The sequence below is a fragment of the Novosphingobium fuchskuhlense genome, assembly GCF_001519075.1.
GTDB classification, from domain to species: Bacteria; Pseudomonadota; Alphaproteobacteria; order Sphingomonadales; family Sphingomonadaceae; genus Novosphingobium; species Novosphingobium fuchskuhlense.
This window is the reverse complement of the sequence record NZ_KQ954244.1, coordinates 303,063-319,199: the sequence shown is the minus strand read 5'-3', so window position 1 is coordinate 319,199 and position 16,137 is coordinate 303,063. Positions and strand designations below refer to the sequence as shown.

Genomic DNA, 16,137 nt, shown 5'->3' with positions numbered 1-16,137 from the left:
TCCCATGACCGACACCACGCTGCGTATGCCCCCTGAATGGCATCCGCAGGACTGGCTCTGGATCGGCTTTCCGCATCTTGCGGAGGAATGGTCCGGCGTGATCGATACCGCGCAGGAGCAGATTGCCGCGTTTGCGAGCGCCGTTGCCGATAGCGGGCAGCAGGTGCGCCTGATCGTGCGCGATGCGGCGAACGAGGCGCGCGCACGCAGCCTGGTTTCTAGCGCCGTCACGTTGGAGCGCCGGGTCTATGGAGACGTCTGGCTGCGCGATACGGGGCCGCTGGTGGTTTGTGGCAGCGGGGAGCGCCGCGCACGGCTGTTCGGTTTCAACGGCTGGGGCGGCAAGTACCTGATGCCGGGAGATGAGGCCATCGGCGCTGATCTGGCAGCAAGTGCGGGGCTTGAGGCGGACCGCAGCGACTGGATTCTGGAAGGCGGCGCACTTGATGGTGACGGAACAGGGCTGGTCGCAACAACGGCGCAATGCTTGTTCAATGCCAATCGCAATCCGGCGCTGGCCAAAGCCGATCTCGAACAGCGGCTCGCACGCGATCTGGGGTTTGACCGCGTGCTGTGGCTCGGGGATGGCCTTATCAACGACCATACCGATGGCCATGTCGACAATCTGGCGCGCTTTGTCGCACCCAACCGCTTGGCACTGCCGCGTGCGACGGGACCAGGCGATCCCAATGCCGCGATCTATGCCGATGCAGCGACACGGGCGCGCGATTTCGGTGTGGAGGTGGTCGAAGTGCCCTCGCCCGGCCTCGTGGAATGGGGCGGCATGGTCCAGCCGGCGAGCTACATGAACTTCGTTATTGCCAACAATGTGGTTATTGTGCCGGTGTTCGGAACCCAGCACGACGAAGATGGCGTCGCAGCGATTGCCGAACTCTTCCCCGGCCGCGCGGTCATCGGGCTCATAGCCGATGCGGTGCTCGCGGGCGGCGGTGGTTTCCATTGCTCCAGCCAGCAGATGCCTTCGGCCTGAACCGCCAAACCCGGTTATGTGCCCCTTAACCCGCTGATGGTATGGGGCAGTGCATGACCCAGACAATTCTCGTGGTTTTCGGAACCCGCCCGGAAGCGATCAAGATGTTTCCGGTAGTGCATGCGCTTGCCGCCGACCCGCGCTTTCGCGTGGTGACCTGCGTTTCGGCGCAGCATCGCGGCATGCTCGATCAGGTACTCGCGATAGCGGGGATCGTGCCGGATCACGATCTCGATCTGATGAAGCCCGATCAGACTCTCGATGGCCTCACCGCCGCCTTGCTCACCGGCCTTGGCGGGGTGATGGATGCCGAGAAGCCTGACTGGGTTGTGGTCCAGGGCGATACGGCAACGGCGATGGCCGGGGCACTGGCAGCCTATTATCGCAAGATTCCGGTCGCGCATGTCGAGGCGGGGCTGCGTAGCCATAATATCTATCACCCCTGGCCAGAAGAGGTGAACCGCAAGATCATCGGGACGATTGCAGCCCTGCACTTCGCGCCGACCGAGACGTCTGCTGCGGCACTCCGCGCGGAGAACGTCGCATCAGATGCGATCCACGTGACCGGAAACACGGTGATCGACGCGCTGCAGTGGGTTTCGGACCGGATTGTCGCCGAGCCTTCGCTGGCGAGCGGCCTGGCCGAGCTCGAAGCACGGTTCGCGGGCAAGCGGATCATCGGCGTGACCAGCCATCGGCGCGAGAACTTCGGTGGCGGGCTGGAGGCCATTGCCGAGGCAATCCGACAGATCGCCGCGCGCGAGGATGTGGCGCTGATCTTCCCGGTCCACCCCAATCCCAATGTCCGCAGGGTCATGGAAAACGCGCTTGGCAACCTTCCCAATGTCGCGCTGATCGAGCCTCTTGATTACCCGCACTTTGCCCGCCTGCTCGGCCTTGCCGAGATCATGTTGACCGACAGCGGCGGTGTTCAGGAAGAAGCGCCTGCCCTCGGCAAACCCGTTCTTGTGATGCGCGAGACGACCGAGCGGCCTGAGGGTGTCGAGGCGGGCACGGCGAAGCTCGTCGGCACCGAAACAGCCCGCATAGTTTCCGAAATCTTTACCCTGCTCGACGATAAGGCTGCCTATTCGGCCATGGCGCGCGCGCACAATCCCTTCGGGGATGGGCGCGCCGCGCGGCGTATCGTGGAGCTCTTGGGGAATGTCCGCTAAAATCGGAAACGGCGATCAGAAGCCACAGGTCTGCGTTGTCGGCCTCGGCTATATCGGACTTCCCACGGCTGCGATCATCGCTCGTTCGGGCTGCCCGGTGCTGGGCCTCGATGTCACGCAGAGCGTGGTCGACACGATCAATCGCGGTGAAATCCATATCGAGGAAGTCGATCTCGACGGGCTGGTGCAAGGCGTTGTCCAGCGCGGCCTGCTGCGCGCATCGACCCAGATCGAACCCGCCGACGTTTTTGTCATCGCGGTGCCGACGCCGTTTGCGAAGGACGGCCACCACACCCCCGACGTGTCCTATGTCCAGGCCGCCGCGAGCGAAGTGGCCGGCGTTCTCAAGCCCGGCGACGTGGTCATTCTCGAATCAACCAGCCCTGTCGGTACCACGCATGCGATGCGCGATCTGATGGCGGGCTTGCGTCCCGACCTGAAGTTTCCGGGCCTCACCCGCGAGACGCCGGACGTCTCGATCGCCTATTGCCCCGAGCGCGTGCTGCCGGGCCGCATTCTCGAGGAACTCACCAACAACGACCGCTCCATCGGCGGCATTACCCCGCGTTGCGCCCGCAAGGCGCTGGCCTTCTACAAGCGCTTCGTGCGCGGGACTTGCGTCACGACCGACGCGCGCAGTGCCGAAATGACCAAGCTCGTCGAGAACGCCTACCGCGACGTGAATATCGCCTTCGCCAACGAACTCTCTATCGTGGCGGATCGCATGGGCCTCGACGTTTGGGAAGTGATCCGGTTGGCCAACCGCCACCCGCGCGTCAACATCCTGCAACCAGGTCCCGGTGTCGGTGGTCACTGCATCGCTGTGGATCCGTGGTTCATCGTGGCGAGCGCGCCTGAGGATACGCCGCTAATCCGCACCGCGCGGGGGGTCAACGACCAGAAAATGCACCACGTGATCGCGCGGGCCACCGATCTGATCGAAGCCCACCCCAATGCGCGGATTGGTTGCCTCGGCCTCGCCTTTAAGGCCAATATCGACGACTTCCGCGAGAGCCCGGCGCGCTTCGTTGCGGCGCGGATCGCCCGCAAGTATGGCAACCGCGTGAGCATCGTGGAGCCCTACGCCATTGCGCTGCCCGTCGAGTTCACCGACACTGGCGCGGACCTGATCGACCTCGACGATGCACTCGAGACCTGCGACCTGCTGATCGTGCTGGTCGATCACGATGTGTTCAAGGTCGTCCCGCTGGCTGAACGCAGCGGCAAGGTGGTCTACGATACGCGCGGCATCTGGCCAGACCAGCCGGACGCGGACACCGCCGGCACCGCGCTGCGGCTCGCCAGCTGAGCGCGTGCGGGCGAGCCTGCCCGTGGCCAGAAAGATCGCCATGAGATTCCCCCTCTGGCTGGCCGCCGGCCTCGCGGTCCTTGGCATGATCGGCTGCAGCGGATTGGACAGCGAATCCAACGCGCAAACCGCAGCGCGCGGTGCGGGTGCCGGGCAGCCGCCAGCTGTGCCGCCGCTGCAGCCCGTGGTCCCTCCGGACTTGCCGCCACCAACAACACCGGCTGGCTATGCCGCGCACGATGCGAGCTATCCCTTCTACATGCCGATGCAGGGGCTGCGCCGGCCCGCCAATCGCTTCTTCGTGAAGTGTGATGCCTCGCAGGAGGCTGGCCGCGAGGTCTATCAGGGCAACGATGTCAGCTCGCTCTATGGCCGTGCCGAGGGCGGGATGGAATTCGTCTACGAGGCGCGGGACCGGGCGGGGCGGCCCTGCGTCTACCCCTTCGCGCCGAGCCTGCCGGACATTGTCGGCAATCTCGACGGCACGCAGTACATCTTCCGCTCGTCTGTCCCTGGGGAGCGTGTGACCTTCCGCAGCGGCGACCAGTGGGCCGTTCTCGGGATGCGGGCACTCGAGATGGGCCGGGCACGGATCCATTTCGAGATGCGCGACATCGAGCTCGATTTTCCCGGCGCGATCCAGCCGATGGGCGCCCTTCATCTCGAAACCTTCGGGGGCACACCGCCGGGACTGTTCACGGCCGTCGTGCGCCGGTCGAAGATATTCGGCGGGAAGAACGCAATCTTCGTGCCGGGCGGCGAGACCATGCTCTATGTCGAGGACAGTGAGATCACCGGCAATGTCGGCACCAATGCCGATCAAGAACACGGCAGCTATATCAACGGCACATTGGTCTCGCATTTCCGCAACTCGCGTTGGCAGGGCCAGCAAGGCTGGAGCAACATCGCAAGCGGGCATCAGCTGAAGGACAAGGCCTACCTGCGGATATACGAGAACGTCACGGCGTCGAACGCGCCGGGACGCGGACCGCCCTCGGCCATGCCGCTCATCGATGCCTCCTCGTTCGGCTTCACCTGGTCCAACAATCTGCGGATCGAACGCGTTCCTTCGCCGCAGGAGCCGCGCGATGCCCTGGTCGATCTGCGCAGCGAGATTCTTTACGGCGCACCTCAGCACTACCCCTGGCCGGTGATTGCCACATCCGCGTGGAGCATGCCGCCCGCACCGCTGGCCGTGCTCGACAAGGTATACCTCTCCGTGTTCTTCAACACTTCGGTGCTGAGCTACCGCAAGGAGCCCTACGTTTTCGCGTTACGACCCTGGGGGCGGGGATTCCAGCCCGGCACACCGACGATCTTGGGCGAAGGGCTCACCACACGATCCGAACAGCGCGCAGTCTCCCTCGCGTTCGACACCCACGGGACGTTCGGCAAAGTCTACTCGGCTGACGGTTGGACCTATGCGGACCCGAGCCTGCCGCAGCAAATGTTATGGGTGGCTGACCGCGATGCCTTCATTCGCCATGCGTTGGGCCTGATCGGGCGCTGAAGCGGTGTTCCGTTCCAGCCAGCGAGACCGGATTGTATCGCTGCTTTCGCGGCTGCCGTCGTGGCTCCAGCCAGGTTCGCGCACCAGATAGGCAATCTTGTAGCGCAAGGGAGCGACGGCGAAATCCCTGAGCATGGCCTTCCATTCGTGGAACACGCTGTGAAGCAGATTGAAGGTGCCGAGCTGGCGAATCACGCCATAGCTAGCCGGCTCCTCATCGAGTTCAGGCTGGAAGGTGCCGAACAGCCGATCCCAGAACATGAACACGCCCGCGTAATTGCGGTCGAGATAGAGCGGGTTCGTCGCATGGTGGACACGGTGGTGCGAAGGCGTGTTGAACACCCACTCGAACCAGGCCGGCATGCGGCGGACCGCTTCGGTATGGATCCAGAACTGGCCCACCGTGTTTGCCGCACCGATGGTCAACAGCATCTCGGGCGGCACGCCGATGAAAGCAGGCCAAATGCGGAAGACGAATGACAGCGCGAAGAAGCCTGTCCATGTCTGCCGCAGCGCAGTGCTGAGGTTGTAGTGCTGGCTGGTATGGTGGTTGACGTGTGCCGCCCAGAACCAGCGCACCCGGTGGCCGGTGCGATGCGCCCAGTAATAGTTGAAATCATCGAGCAGCAGCACCGCGATCCATGACCACCAGGCAAATGGTACCGTCGCAACACGGTGCGCGAAAAGCCATGTGGCTGCCGCATAGATTGCGCCAGCCACCAACGCCCCGGCGATCGTGCTGCCAAGACCCATAAGTAGCGAGGTCAGCATGTCGCGCGCCTCGTACGCCGCGGGGGCGTGACGGCGGGCCCACGCGATCTCGATCAGGATCAGCGCGACAAAGGCCGGCACCGCATAGGCGATCACATCGATCGGGTGCGTGATCGGTTGGCTAAGTGCCGTGATGACGGGCTCGAGCAGGGCCTTCATGCCCGGGCTCCCAGCCGGCGGAGACTGGCAGCCCAGACCTGCGCCTTGTCACCAAGATCCAGCGTGATGCTGCCGAAATGAGTATCGTCGGTCGACAGTGTCAGGAAACCGCGGTCCAGACGAGCCCCGGCATGCGAGGTCAGCACACGAGCGGCAAAGCGGGCGCCATGGCGTCGGATCAACATGACTTCCCCCGCGCGGTTGCGCAGGAGAGCGCCGATCCGCGCGCGGTCCAGTGCGACATCGACCGGATCGAAGCCGCAGCTTGCCTGGTTGGCCAGAGCCCGCGCTTCCGCCTCATCGGCAATCCGGACATCGCCGCCCAAGTCGAGCGCATTGACGAGCATGAAAACGAGCAGCACGGCGACAAGCGAGCCCGCAGCCTGCAAGGCAATGGCCGCACCGGGCAGAGCGAGGAGGGCAGTGAGCGGAGACACGGCTTCGAATCCCGGTTCAGTTTGCCTGCGCGGCGAGGAAATCGAGCTGCGGCATGATCGGCCCCACATCGTAGCCGGCACCGGCGGCATGGGCTGCAATGGCATCAGTCGCCATCCCGCTGCGGGCCTGCGCGAGCGCCCATAGCAGGGTGGAGCGGGTGCCCGAGCGGCAATAGGCCAAAACCGGTTTGCCACCCGCTTCGGCAAGGGCGGTCTGCATGGCCTCGACTTGCGGCATCGAGAATCCGGCATGAGTCACGGGTATCGCGACATAGGCAATGCCGGCGGCTTTCGCTGCTGCTTCGATTTCCGCACCGGGTGTCTGATCGGGCGACTCGTCTTCGGGCCGATTGTTGATGATCATGCCGATGCCCATCGCGTGTGCCTCAGCCACGTCGGCCACCTCGATCTGCGGGCTGGCATAAGTCGTTTCGTCGATCTGGCGGAACATAGACAAACTCTCCTCTGGCACCTGTGCGTCAGGCATTATTGCGGCGCGCACGCCGGTTGCGGCCGATTATGTTGAGCAGTTCGACGAAGACCGAGAAGCCCATTGCGGCATAGATGTAGCCTTTGGGGATATGCATCCCGAAGCCGTCGGCAAGTAGGACGAGGCCGATCATCACCAGGAACGCAAGCGCCAGCATCACCAGCGTCGGGTTCTTTTCGATGAACTTCGCAAGCGGATCGGCCGCGATCATCATGAGGCCGACGGTCAGGATCACGGCAGCGATCATGATCGCGATCTCGTCGGTCATGCCGACTGCGGTGAGGATCGAATCGATCGAGAACACGAGATCGAGCGCGATGATCTGGGCGATTGTGGTGCCGAAATTGGCAGCAGCAACTTTGCCATGGCCCTTGTGATCGAGCAGTTCGCCGCTGGGTTCGGGGTCGATCGTGTGATGGATTTCCTTGGTCGCCTTCCAGAGCAGGAACAGGCCGCCGCCGATCAGGATGAGATCGCGCCCGGACAGCGCCGTCTCGAATACCGGCTCGCCATGTTCGCCGACAGCGCCGGACAGGCCCAGATCGATCAGCGGTGTAGTGAGCGTGACTATCCAGCCCACAAGTGTCAGCAACCCCAGCCGCAAGCCCAGCGCCAGCAGCAGACCGATACGGCGTGCTCTGGTTTGCTGATGAGCCGGCAGCTTGTTCGACAAAATCGCGATAAAGATGAGGTTGTCGATGCCGAGCACGATCTCGAGCAGGACGAGCGTGACAAGCGCCGCCCACGCCGCAGGGTCTGCCAGAAGGGATAGCAAGTGCATTGCGGCAGCTTTGCCCAAAGCCTCTGCCAAGGGCAAGAGCCGCGCAATCATGGTAGAATGGCCACACTCATGGACCGGGCCATTTCAGCAAACAACGAATCCGTTCGCGCTGGATGCTTTTGTTGGTTATAGTGCTAGATGCAGAGGATCAGGCGAGCGGAGTCTCGCGTATTTCCCTTGTTGTGCCGTCGGCAGCCGCGTCCGGCTTGCGGCACCCAGGAAAGCAGGGGCGGAACGAAGGTTTATTGGTTTTTATGGGTTTTGACAGAGGGCGGCGGGGTCGCGGACGCGACAAGCGCGATGGGTTCGGTGACGAGGGCGGCTTCGACCCTTACGGCGGCGGTGGTTTCGGCGGCGGCGGCTTCGACCGTGGCGGTTTTGGCGGCGGTGGTGGTCGCGGCGGCTTCGGCGGCGGTGATCGCGGCGGATTTGGCGGCGGTGACCGTGGCGGTTTCGGCGGCGGCGATCGCGGAGGTTTCAGCGGTGGTCCGCGGGGCGGCGGTGGTGGCGGCGGCTTCGGCGGCCCGCGCGCTGGCGGCGGTATGCCGGCCCAGGTCGTCGGCACTGGCAAGGGTGTCGTTAAGTTCTTCAACTCGCAGAAGGGCTTCGGCTTTATTCAGCGTGAAGACGGCGGCGAAGACGTGTTCGTTCACATCAGCGCGGTCGAGCGGGCAGGCCTTGAAGGTCTGGCCGAGGGGCAGCAACTCGAGTTCAACCTCGTGGATCGCGGCGGGAAGGTCTCGGCCGCAGACCTGCAGGTGGTTGGCGATGTGATTGCGGTTGCGGCAAAGCCTGCCGCGCCGCAGCGCCAGCTGACCGGCGAAAAGGCGACCGGAACAGTCAAGTTCTTCAACGCCATGAAGGGCTTCGGCTTCATCACGCGCGATGACGGCCAGCCTGATGCGTTCGTGCACATCAGCGCAGTCGAGCGCTCAGGCATGCGCGAGTTGAACGAGGGCGACAAGCTTGAGTTTGATCTCGAAGTGGACCGTCGCGGCAAGTATTCGGCCGTGAACCTGGTACCGCGACAAGACTGAGACTGGCAGAGCGCCATCGGCCGCGTGCCGATGGCCTGTGTCTCCATAGAACCGCAAGTGGCGGCCCTCAGGGGTCGCCATTTGTCGTTTGCGACAATACTCCCACAGAAACGGGAGCTCTAGCAGGAAGGAACCGTGTCATGTCGATCACCCCGTTGATGCCCGTCTATCCCCGGTGTGGCGTGCGTCCGGTGCGCGGAGAGCATTGTCACCTGATCAGCGAAGACGGTACGCGCTACCTTGATTTCGCCAGCGGAATTGCAGTGAATCTGCTCGGCCACAGCAATGAGCATCTGATCGGCGCGATCCAACATCAGGCGGCTACGCTGATGCACGTTTCCAACCTTTACGGTAGCCCGCAGGGCGAGCACCTCGCGCAGCGACTGGTCGACCTCACGTTTGCCGATACGGTGTTCTTTACCAACTCCGGTGCCGAAGCGGTCGAATGCGCGATCAAAACCGCGCGCGCCTACCACCAGCATGCCGGAAACACCGAGCGCTTTGAGCTGATCACGTTCAAGAATGCCTTTCACGGCCGCACGATGGCAACGATCAGCGCGTCTAATCAGGAAAAGATGCACAAGGGCTTCATGCCGCTGCTCGAGGGCTTCCGTTATGTCGAGTTCGACGATCTCGAAGGCGTGAACGCGGCGATCGGGCCGCGCACGGCCGGTTTCCTTGTCGAGCCGATCCAGGGCGAGGGCGGCATTCGCGATGCGTCGCCAGAGTTCCTGCAGGGTCTGCGCGCGCTGGCCGACGAATATGACCTCATGCTGATTTTCGACGAAGTGCAGTGCGGCGTTGCCCGTACTGGCGATCTTTACGCCTACGAACAGTATGGCGTGACCCCGGATATCATGGCGAGTGCCAAGGGCATCGGCGGTGGTTTCCCGCTCGGCGCATGCCTTGCGACCGAGAAAGCGGCTCGCGGCATGGTCATCGGCACGCACGGCAGCACTTACGGCGGAAATCCGCTTGCGATGGCTGCTGCCGAGGCCGTGCTTGACGTGGTCGCCGAACCGGCATTTCTCGCCGAGGTCAAGGCGAAGGGGGAACGCCTGCGCGGTCGGCTGGAGCAGTTCATCGGGAACTACCCTGATATGTTCGAGCTCGTCCGCGGCCGGGGCCTTATGCTCGGCGTCAAGATGAAAATCGAGCCGCGCCCCTTCGTCGCCCACATGCGCGACAACCACCAGTTGCTGACCGTTGCCGCTGGCGACATGACCTTCCGCGTCCTGCCGCCACTCGTCATCGATGATAGCCATATCGACGAGTTCATGGAGAAGCTCTCGGCCGCCACGGCGAGTTACACGGTAGAGGCCGAGCCGGCATGACCCGGCATTTCCTCAGCCTGAGCGATGCGGGCGGTGATGCGCTTGCCGCCATTCTGGGCGACGCCATGGACCGGAAGGCTGCGCGCAGGGGCTATCCCAAGGGACGGCATGACGCCGATGTGCCGCTCGCGGGGCACGTGCTCGCCATGGTGTTCGAGAAGAACTCGACCCGTACTCGGGTCTCGTTCGATATCGGGATCCGCCAATTGGGTGGCAGCAGCATAGTGCTCGATGCCGGCACCACGCAACTGGGGCGCGGCGAAACGATTGCCGATACGGCCCGCGTGCTGAGCCGCATGGCCGATGCCATCATGTTGCGCACCGACGATCACGCAAAGCTGGAGGAGCTGTCGCACCACGCCACAGTGCCGGTCATCAACGGTCTGACTGATCTTTCGCATCCGTGCCAGATCGTGGCGGATCTTCAGACCTTGCTGGAACACGGCAAGGCGCTGCCCGGACTGGAAGTGGCTTGGCTGGGCGACGGCAACAATGTGCTCAACTCTTTCGTCGAAGCAGCCGGACTGATGAAGTTCAATGTCCGCATCGGCGTACCCGAGGGCTACGAGAGCGATGCGGGCTTCATCGCGGCAGCACAGGCTGGGGGTGCGAATATTACGCTCCATCGTAACGCAGCGGAGGCAGTACGCGGGGCCGACGTGGTAGTTACTGACACCTGGATCTCGATGGGGCAGGCTCATGCCGACGCGAAGCTGGCCGCAATGACGCCCTTCCAAGTGAATGCAGCGTTGATGGCCGAAGCGAAACACGATGCAGTGCTGCTTCATTGCCTTCCCGCGCACCGTGGCGAGGAAGTGACCGATGACGTGATCGACGGTCCGCAGTCGCTCGTCTGGGATGAAGCGGAAAACCGCATCCACGCGCAGAAGTCGATCCTGCGCTGGGCGTTCGGTCAGATCTGACCATGGCAGGCATTGCGGCTTCGCCGAGCTCAACCGGTTTTGATCAGGTCTTGGCGTTCACGGTGGCAGAGCGCAACGCGCGCGGCCGTGTGGTGCGGCTTGGGCCCGTGCTTGACGACGTGATCGCGGCGCATTCCTATCCGGCACCGATCCGTCATTTGCTCGCCGAGGCGCTGGTGCTCGCGGCGCTGTTGGGGTCGTTGCTCAAGGACGATCAGGGGCAACTCACCATGCAGGCGCAGACTCAGGACGGCGTCGTCGATCTGCTCGTCTGCGATTATCGGGCTGGGGAATTGCGCGGCTATGCCCGTTTCGATCGCGCACGCCTCGACGATCTTGGCCCTAGTCCCACGCTGCATGCGCTGTTTGGTGATGGCTACCTTGCTATCACCTTTGATCTCGTAACCACCGGGCAGCGCTATCAGGGGATCGTGCCACTCGAAGGTGAAACGCTCGCCGCTGCGTGCGAGAGTTATTTCTTCCAGTCCGAGCAGATTCCGACCCTCATTCGCGTTGGCGTACGCAGCGGCAGCGCCGGTTGCATCGCAGGTGGCTTGCTCATTCAGCATCTTCCTGAAGGCGAGGAAGGCCGCGAACGCCTGCACGTGCAGCTAGACCATCCGGAGTGGGAGCATATGCGGATCATGGGGGGCGCAGTCACGCCCGGGGAACTTGTCGATCCCGCACTCGATCTCGAAAGCCTGCTTTGGCGGCTCTTTCATGAGGAGCGCGAAGTCCGCGTCGAGCAAGGGGTGAGAGTAAGCAAGGGGTGCCGCTGCACGAGCGACTATTATCGCTCAGTCCTGTCGCGGTTCGGCGCTGCCGAACGTGAAGAGATGCGCAATGAGGAGGGGTTGATACTGGTTGATTGCGCGTTTTGTTCGCGGGTCTTCGAGATTGACCTCGATTGATCGATCCGATTCGGTTCATCGCTTCCAGAGAACACTTTAACGCAAAGAGAAATCGGCGTATAAACATCGAAGGCGGGTCCGGCATGGTGCGGGGTCGGCCACTTTTGGACGCGCCTGATAAGATGAACCGCCTGCCGCGTCGTTTCCTTCCACCCGACTTATGGTCGTTCGGCCGGATGACAGGCTGTGCCGTGGCCGCCTTTATGGGCTTCGTGCCGTCCGCGCTGACAGCCCAACGTCCGGCATTGGCAATGCTCGACCGGCTTCAGCCCGGGCAGTGGGAAGTACGCGATCGAGAGCTTGCCGGCGGTCGGACACGGCTATGCATCGATAATGGTCGGCGCCTCATCCAGATCCGGCATATGCGGGACCTCTGCCGCAGCTTCACGCTTCAGGATACGCCGGACATGGTGACCGTGCACTACACCTGTCCTGGCAATGGCTACGGGCAGACATCGATCCGCTTCGAGAGCGCGCAGCTGGTACAGCTGGAGACCCAGGGTATTGCCCAGAGTCTGCCGTTCAACTTGCGGGCCGAGGTGCGTCGGCTCGGCCCCTGCCCGTCCTGATTTCGCGGCGAGGATTGCCACGGGCGATCCATCCCTATAGCTCTGCGACATGGTCGCAAAAGCCGTTTCAGAACAGCCGCCTCTTGCCGTCGTCCTGCTGTCCGGGGGGCTTGATTCCATGGTGTGCGCAGCTCTTGCGCTCGAGCAGGGCTTTCGAGTCCTTGCACTTACCATCGATTACAACCAGCGCCACCGCGTGGAGATCGATGCGGCACGGGGAATAGCCCAATCGCTCGGCGTTGAACGCCATATCGTTCTGCCGCTGGACTTGCGCCAGTTCGGTGGATCGGCTCTCACTGCGGATATTGCTGTCCCGAAGGGTGGGCTCGGTGAGGACATCCCTGTCACCTATGTCCCGGCCAGAAACCTCGTGTTTCTCTCGCTCGCGCTGGCATGGGCCGAGGCTGCTGGCTCGGGTGACCTCTTCATTGGCGTCAATGCGCTCGACTACTCAGGCTATCCCGATTGTCGCCCCGAGTTCATCGGCGGTTTCGAAAATCTGGCCCGTGTCGCCACCGCGCGGGGCGACAGGGGCGGCACCGTGCGGGTGCACGCTCCGCTTCAGCATCTCAAGAAAAGCGAAATCGCGCAAGAAGCAGCCCGTCTTGGGCTCGATCCTGCGGCCAGCTGGTCGTGTTACGACCCGCAGCCCGATGGACGGGCCTGCGGCGTCTGCGACAGCTGCCGTCTGCGACGCGCGGGATTCGATGCAGCCGGGATAGAGGATGGCACGCAATATGGAGATGACGGATAAGCCGAAGCAATGGTTCGGCGTTGACCGCTATAGCTGGTACGCTCTCTCGGTCCTCGTCGTCGTCTACATCATCAACTTCGTGGATCGGCAACTGCTGACGATCCTTGCTGTTGATATCAAGCACGACCTTGGCATCTCGGACGCCCAGTTTGGCTTCCTCTATGGCACTGCGTTTGGCGTGTTCTACGCTTTGTTCGGGATTCCGCTGGGCAAGCTCGCTGACCGAGCGGTACGGACTCGCGTGCTGGCGGTCGGGCTTGCGCTTTGGTCGACAATGACTGCGCTTTCCGGCCTTTCCCGCGGCTTCTGGCAACTCGGCTTCGCAAGGATCGGTGTCGGTGTGGGCGAGGCAACCGCCGGGCCGTGTTCTTATTCGCTGCTGAGTGATTATTTTCCCGCACACCGCCGGGCTACCGCTGTGGCGATTTTTTCCTCCGGGATTTACCTCGGCGGCGGTTTTTCCCTCTACATCGGCACGACGATCGCGGGCGGCTGGAACCACGCCTTCCTGCTTGGCGAGCGCCCCTTCGGCCTCGCTGGGTGGCAAGCGGCTTTTCTGGCCGTGGGTCTTCCCGGTTTGCTGCTGGCGCTGTGGGTGCGCAGCTTGAGAGAGCCACTGCGCGGCCGCTTTGAGGTCGCGCCGCTCGATGGTGCTGAACCACCCGAGACTCAGCCCGCGACGGCTGCCGCTTTCGTGCGCGATTTGGCAGCCATCGTCCCACCTTTTACCCTGCTTGCCGCAGCTCGGCGTGGTACCCGGGCTATGTTAGGCAATCTCGGGATCGCAGCCGCTATTTCAGCGGTTGGCGCGGTGCTGTCGGTCCTCATCGGTGATCCCGTGCAATGGATCGCGCTCGGCATCGGAACCTACGCGATCGCCTCGTGGGCTGTTGCTTTGCGCCACGATGACCTCCAAGCCTTCAAGGTGATCTGGGCCTCGAAAGCGGTGGTGGGGCTCAATCTCGGCTACGGCCTCATGTGCGTGATCACTTATGCGAACTCTGCGTTCGGGCCGTCGCTGGTAATGCGAGAGTTTGGCGCTTCCGCAGGTGCGGTGGCCCTGATCGTCGGCGGATCAGCGGCCCTTGGCGGCGCGCTCGGCGTGATCGCAGGTGGCGCAATCGGGGATCGCTTGGCGGGCGACCGCTATCACTCGCGGCGCATCCTTGTGGTGACCGTGTCGCTGCTGGCATCGCTGGTGCCCAACTGCATCATGCTGGCGACACATTCGGTCATGGTCGTCTACTTCTGCGTCTTCCCCATGTGGTTCCTTGCAAGTTGCGCACTCGGCGGCGCTGCGGGAACCATTGTCAACATCGTGCCGGCGGTGACCCGTGCCACCGCCACGGCGGCATTCTTCCTTTTCGCGACGATGATCGGTCTTGCGCTCGGTCCATACGCTGCTGGCAAGATCTCCGGGGCATTCGGTGCGAACTTGCGCATTGGACTTGCCGGAATACTGGTTGTCGTTCCGTTTGCGCTCGTCGCTCTCGAGGTTTGCCGTCGCGATCTGATCCGCCGCGAACGCGCTTAGTTATCAGCCGTGGCTGCAAGGTAAGACGCGGGGGAGTGTTGTGTGCCGTTTGCCTCTGTGGCGAGCGGACTGATCACGTCCACCTGATTTGGCACTTTCAGGTCCGGCGTCATTTTCCGTGGCAGGCGGCCATAGAAAAAGGGGGCTGGATTGCTCCAGCCCCCCGTTTCTTCTTGGCGTGATGCCGCAGCTTACATGCCCGAACCCGGACCGTACGAGATTTCCACGCGACGGTTCTGGAGTTCGCGAACGCCGTCGGCGGTCGGAACGCGCGGGTTGGCTTCACCGAACGCCTGGTTCGTGATCGACCCATCCGGGATACCGTGGGCTGTCAGGTAGGCGCGGACCGAAGCGTTGCGGCGCTGCGAGAGACCGAGGTTGTACTTCGGCGTACCCGAGCGGTCGGTGTAGCCGGCCAGCATGATCGGAACGTTGGCGCAGTTGCCGTAAGCAGTAACCGCGTTGTCGAGGATCGTTGCCGCTTCAGGCGTGATGGCCGACTTATCCCAGTCGAAGAACACGATGTACGGACCCTTGTTGCAGACAGGAGCCGGAGGCGGGGGCGGCGGGGGTGGCGGGGGCGGCGGGGGCGGCGGGGGCGGCGGCGGAGCCGGCGGTTCCGGCATCGGAGCCGGTTCGGCGCCACCGAAGTTGTAAGCCAGGGTGCCGAGGATCGAGTGCGAGCGCCACTGACCGTTGATGTTCTTGCCGGTCAGCGCGCCATTGCCGATAAGATCGAGCTTGCTGACGTTGAAGTAGCGATACTTCAGACCCACGTCCCAGTGCTTCGAAAGAGGAGCGCGCACGCCGGCGAGGGCCTGCCACGCAAAGTTCGTGTCCGAGTCGTTTGCGCCGCCGAAGCCTGTCGTCGAGATGGCGTACTTGACGTTGGCGATGCCGACACCGCCGCCGACGAAAGCCTGCATGCCGTCGTCGCTGCCGAAGTCCAGCAGGCCGTTGACCATGTAGCTCAGTGCGTGCGCGCGGCCGTTCAGCGTGTTGGAGGCGCGGTCAGCGGTCGCACCGCTGCTGTCGGTGAGGCGGCTAGCGCGTGCGCGGCGGTAGCCGACTTCGGTTTCGAGGCGGAAGCCGCCGAAGTCATAACCGACAATACCACCTACGTCATAACCTGTATCACTCTTCAGAGTGGCGGCGTTGGCGACGCCAGCAATTGCCAGGTCCGTCTTTTCGACGATCATCGCGCCAGCATCGACCTCGACGTACCAGGAATCCTTCTTGGCCAGCGCCGGCGTTGCGAGCGCCGTCGATGCCAGGGCCAAGCCCACGAGCAGTTTCCGCATTCTCATTTCCCCTTTATTCGAAGTCATGCCTCGGGTGGTTCCGCCATTAGCGGCTCTCGTTTTTGCTTGCAAGCAAACGTGAGTGGTCTGTGTGGCCAAAAGGCAACTAAAACCAGAACCCTAAGCAACAATCCCGAGGTGAGGGGGCTGC

The 16,137-nt window shown here is 63.1% G+C and carries 16 protein-coding genes; 11 read left to right on the top strand and 5 right to left on the bottom strand.

The genetic code is table 11. The features are described 5' to 3' along the window. Positions 1-4 precede the first annotated feature (4 nt). The 4 genes from AQZ52_RS01450 to AQZ52_RS01435 are packed head-to-tail and all read left to right on the top strand — an operon-like array spanning position 5 to position 4,985. A complete protein-coding gene (locus AQZ52_RS01450) occupies positions 5-991 on the top strand; it encodes an agmatine deiminase family protein (protein ID WP_067906178.1) in 987 nt (328 codons plus the stop codon). Between the two features lie 53 nt (positions 992-1,044). Continuing rightward, on the top strand, positions 1,045-2,166 hold the full coding sequence (wecB, locus tag AQZ52_RS01445) for a non-hydrolyzing UDP-N-acetylglucosamine 2-epimerase (RefSeq protein WP_156424740.1): 1,122 nt from the start codon (positions 1,045-1,047) through the stop codon (positions 2,164-2,166). Then, positions 2,156-3,475 carry a UDP-N-acetyl-D-mannosamine dehydrogenase gene (gene wecC, locus AQZ52_RS01440; RefSeq protein ID WP_067906176.1) on the top strand — a complete coding sequence of 440 codons (1,320 nt, stop codon included), beginning with the start codon at positions 2,156-2,158 and terminating at the stop codon, positions 3,473-3,475. The genes wecB and wecC overlap by 11 nt, the downstream gene beginning before the upstream one ends. A 40-nt stretch (positions 3,476-3,515) precedes the next feature. Continuing rightward, positions 3,516-4,985 (top strand): hypothetical protein, encoded by a 1,470-nt coding sequence (locus AQZ52_RS01435; protein ID WP_067906175.1) that lies wholly within the window; start codon positions 3,516-3,518, stop codon positions 4,983-4,985. Here AQZ52_RS01435 and AQZ52_RS01430 read toward each other — a convergent pair. The 4 genes from AQZ52_RS01430 to AQZ52_RS01415 are packed head-to-tail and all read right to left on the bottom strand — an operon-like array spanning position 4,926 to position 7,623. Beyond that, positions 4,926-5,915, bottom strand: a complete 990-nt coding sequence (locus AQZ52_RS01430) for a sterol desaturase family protein (RefSeq protein WP_082697487.1) — start codon at positions 5,913-5,915, stop codon at positions 4,926-4,928. The genes AQZ52_RS01435 and AQZ52_RS01430 overlap by 60 nt on opposite strands. Then, entirely contained in the window at positions 5,912-6,352 is a 441-nt protein-coding gene (locus tag AQZ52_RS01425) for a hypothetical protein (RefSeq protein WP_067906174.1), read from the bottom strand. Before AQZ52_RS01425 ends, AQZ52_RS01430 begins: the two co-directional genes overlap by 4 nt. Before the next feature lie 16 nt (positions 6,353-6,368). Continuing rightward, on the bottom strand, positions 6,369-6,803 hold the full coding sequence (locus AQZ52_RS01420; RefSeq protein WP_067906173.1) for a protein tyrosine phosphatase family protein: 435 nt from the start codon (positions 6,801-6,803) through the stop codon (positions 6,369-6,371). A 28-nt stretch (positions 6,804-6,831) separates the two neighbouring features. Further along, positions 6,832-7,623: a TerC family protein gene (locus AQZ52_RS01415; RefSeq protein ID WP_067906172.1), complete on the bottom strand. Its 792-nt coding sequence runs from the start codon at positions 7,621-7,623 to the stop codon at positions 6,832-6,834. Between the two features lie 254 nt (positions 7,624-7,877). Between AQZ52_RS01415 and AQZ52_RS19190 the strand changes: the two genes are divergently transcribed. The 7 genes from AQZ52_RS19190 (at position 7,878) to AQZ52_RS01380 (ending at position 14,685) form a co-directional block, all read left to right on the top strand. Then, positions 7,878-8,660: a cold-shock protein gene (locus tag AQZ52_RS19190; protein WP_067906171.1), complete on the top strand. Its 783-nt coding sequence runs from the start codon at positions 7,878-7,880 to the stop codon at positions 8,658-8,660. A gap of 140 nt (positions 8,661-8,800) precedes the next feature. Next, positions 8,801-9,994 carry an aspartate aminotransferase family protein gene (locus AQZ52_RS01405; RefSeq protein WP_067906170.1) on the top strand — a complete coding sequence of 398 codons (1,194 nt, stop codon included), beginning with the start codon at positions 8,801-8,803 and terminating at the stop codon, positions 9,992-9,994. After that, positions 9,991-10,917, top strand: coding sequence for an ornithine carbamoyltransferase (argF, locus tag AQZ52_RS01400; RefSeq protein ID WP_067906169.1), 927 nt, complete (start codon positions 9,991-9,993; stop codon positions 10,915-10,917). The genes AQZ52_RS01405 and argF overlap by 4 nt, the downstream gene beginning before the upstream one ends. A gap of 2 nt (positions 10,918-10,919) precedes the next feature. Then, on the top strand, positions 10,920-11,828 hold the full coding sequence (gene hslO, locus AQZ52_RS01395) for an Hsp33 family molecular chaperone HslO (RefSeq protein WP_067906168.1): 909 nt from the start codon (positions 10,920-10,922) through the stop codon (positions 11,826-11,828). After that, on the top strand, positions 11,825-12,397 hold the full coding sequence (locus tag AQZ52_RS18955; RefSeq protein WP_240481401.1) for a DUF3617 domain-containing protein: 573 nt from the start codon (positions 11,825-11,827) through the stop codon (positions 12,395-12,397). The genes hslO and AQZ52_RS18955 overlap by 4 nt, the downstream gene beginning before the upstream one ends. Before the next feature lie 49 nt (positions 12,398-12,446). Further along, positions 12,447-13,151 (top strand): 7-cyano-7-deazaguanine synthase QueC, encoded by a 705-nt coding sequence (queC, locus tag AQZ52_RS01385; RefSeq protein WP_067906166.1) that lies wholly within the window; start codon positions 12,447-12,449, stop codon positions 13,149-13,151. Further along, positions 13,123-14,685, top strand: coding sequence for an MFS transporter (locus AQZ52_RS01380; RefSeq protein WP_240481400.1), 1,563 nt, complete (start codon positions 13,123-13,125; stop codon positions 14,683-14,685). The genes queC and AQZ52_RS01380 overlap by 29 nt, the downstream gene beginning before the upstream one ends. 191 nt (positions 14,686-14,876) lie before the next feature. On the opposite strand, the gene AQZ52_RS01375 is transcribed toward AQZ52_RS01380, so the two are convergent. Continuing rightward, entirely contained in the window at positions 14,877-15,986 is a 1,110-nt protein-coding gene (locus tag AQZ52_RS01375; RefSeq protein WP_067906165.1) for an OmpA family protein, read from the bottom strand. Positions 15,987-16,137: the final 151 nt, after the last annotated feature.

Coding starts and splice junctions, on each gene's coding strand:
- queC (WP_067906166.1), top strand. CDS start 12,447: ATGGTCGCAAAAGCCGTTTCAGAACAGCCGCCTCTTGCCGTCGTCCTG.
- AQZ52_RS01430 (WP_082697487.1), bottom strand. CDS start 5,915: ATGAAGGCCCTGCTCGAGCCCGTCATCACGGCACTTAGCCAACCGATC.
- hslO (WP_067906168.1), top strand. CDS start 10,920: ATGGCAGGCATTGCGGCTTCGCCGAGCTCAACCGGTTTTGATCAGGTC.
- AQZ52_RS01450 (WP_067906178.1), top strand. CDS start 5: ATGACCGACACCACGCTGCGTATGCCCCCTGAATGGCATCCGCAGGAC.
- wecC (WP_067906176.1), top strand. CDS start 2,156: ATGTCCGCTAAAATCGGAAACGGCGATCAGAAGCCACAGGTCTGCGTT.
- argF (WP_067906169.1), top strand. CDS start 9,991: ATGACCCGGCATTTCCTCAGCCTGAGCGATGCGGGCGGTGATGCGCTT.
- AQZ52_RS01375 (WP_067906165.1), bottom strand. CDS start 15,986: ATGCGGAAACTGCTCGTGGGCTTGGCCCTGGCATCGACGGCGCTCGCA.
- wecB (WP_156424740.1), top strand. CDS start 1,045: ATGACCCAGACAATTCTCGTGGTTTTCGGAACCCGCCCGGAAGCGATC.
- AQZ52_RS19190 (WP_067906171.1), top strand. CDS start 7,878: ATGGGTTTTGACAGAGGGCGGCGGGGTCGCGGACGCGACAAGCGCGAT.
- AQZ52_RS01435 (WP_067906175.1), top strand. CDS start 3,516: ATGAGATTCCCCCTCTGGCTGGCCGCCGGCCTCGCGGTCCTTGGCATG.
- AQZ52_RS01420 (WP_067906173.1), bottom strand. CDS start 6,803: ATGTTCCGCCAGATCGACGAAACGACTTATGCCAGCCCGCAGATCGAG.
- AQZ52_RS01380 (WP_240481400.1), top strand. CDS start 13,123: ATGGCACGCAATATGGAGATGACGGATAAGCCGAAGCAATGGTTCGGC.
- AQZ52_RS01415 (WP_067906172.1), bottom strand. CDS start 7,623: ATGCACTTGCTATCCCTTCTGGCAGACCCTGCGGCGTGGGCGGCGCTT.
- AQZ52_RS01405 (WP_067906170.1), top strand. CDS start 8,801: ATGTCGATCACCCCGTTGATGCCCGTCTATCCCCGGTGTGGCGTGCGT.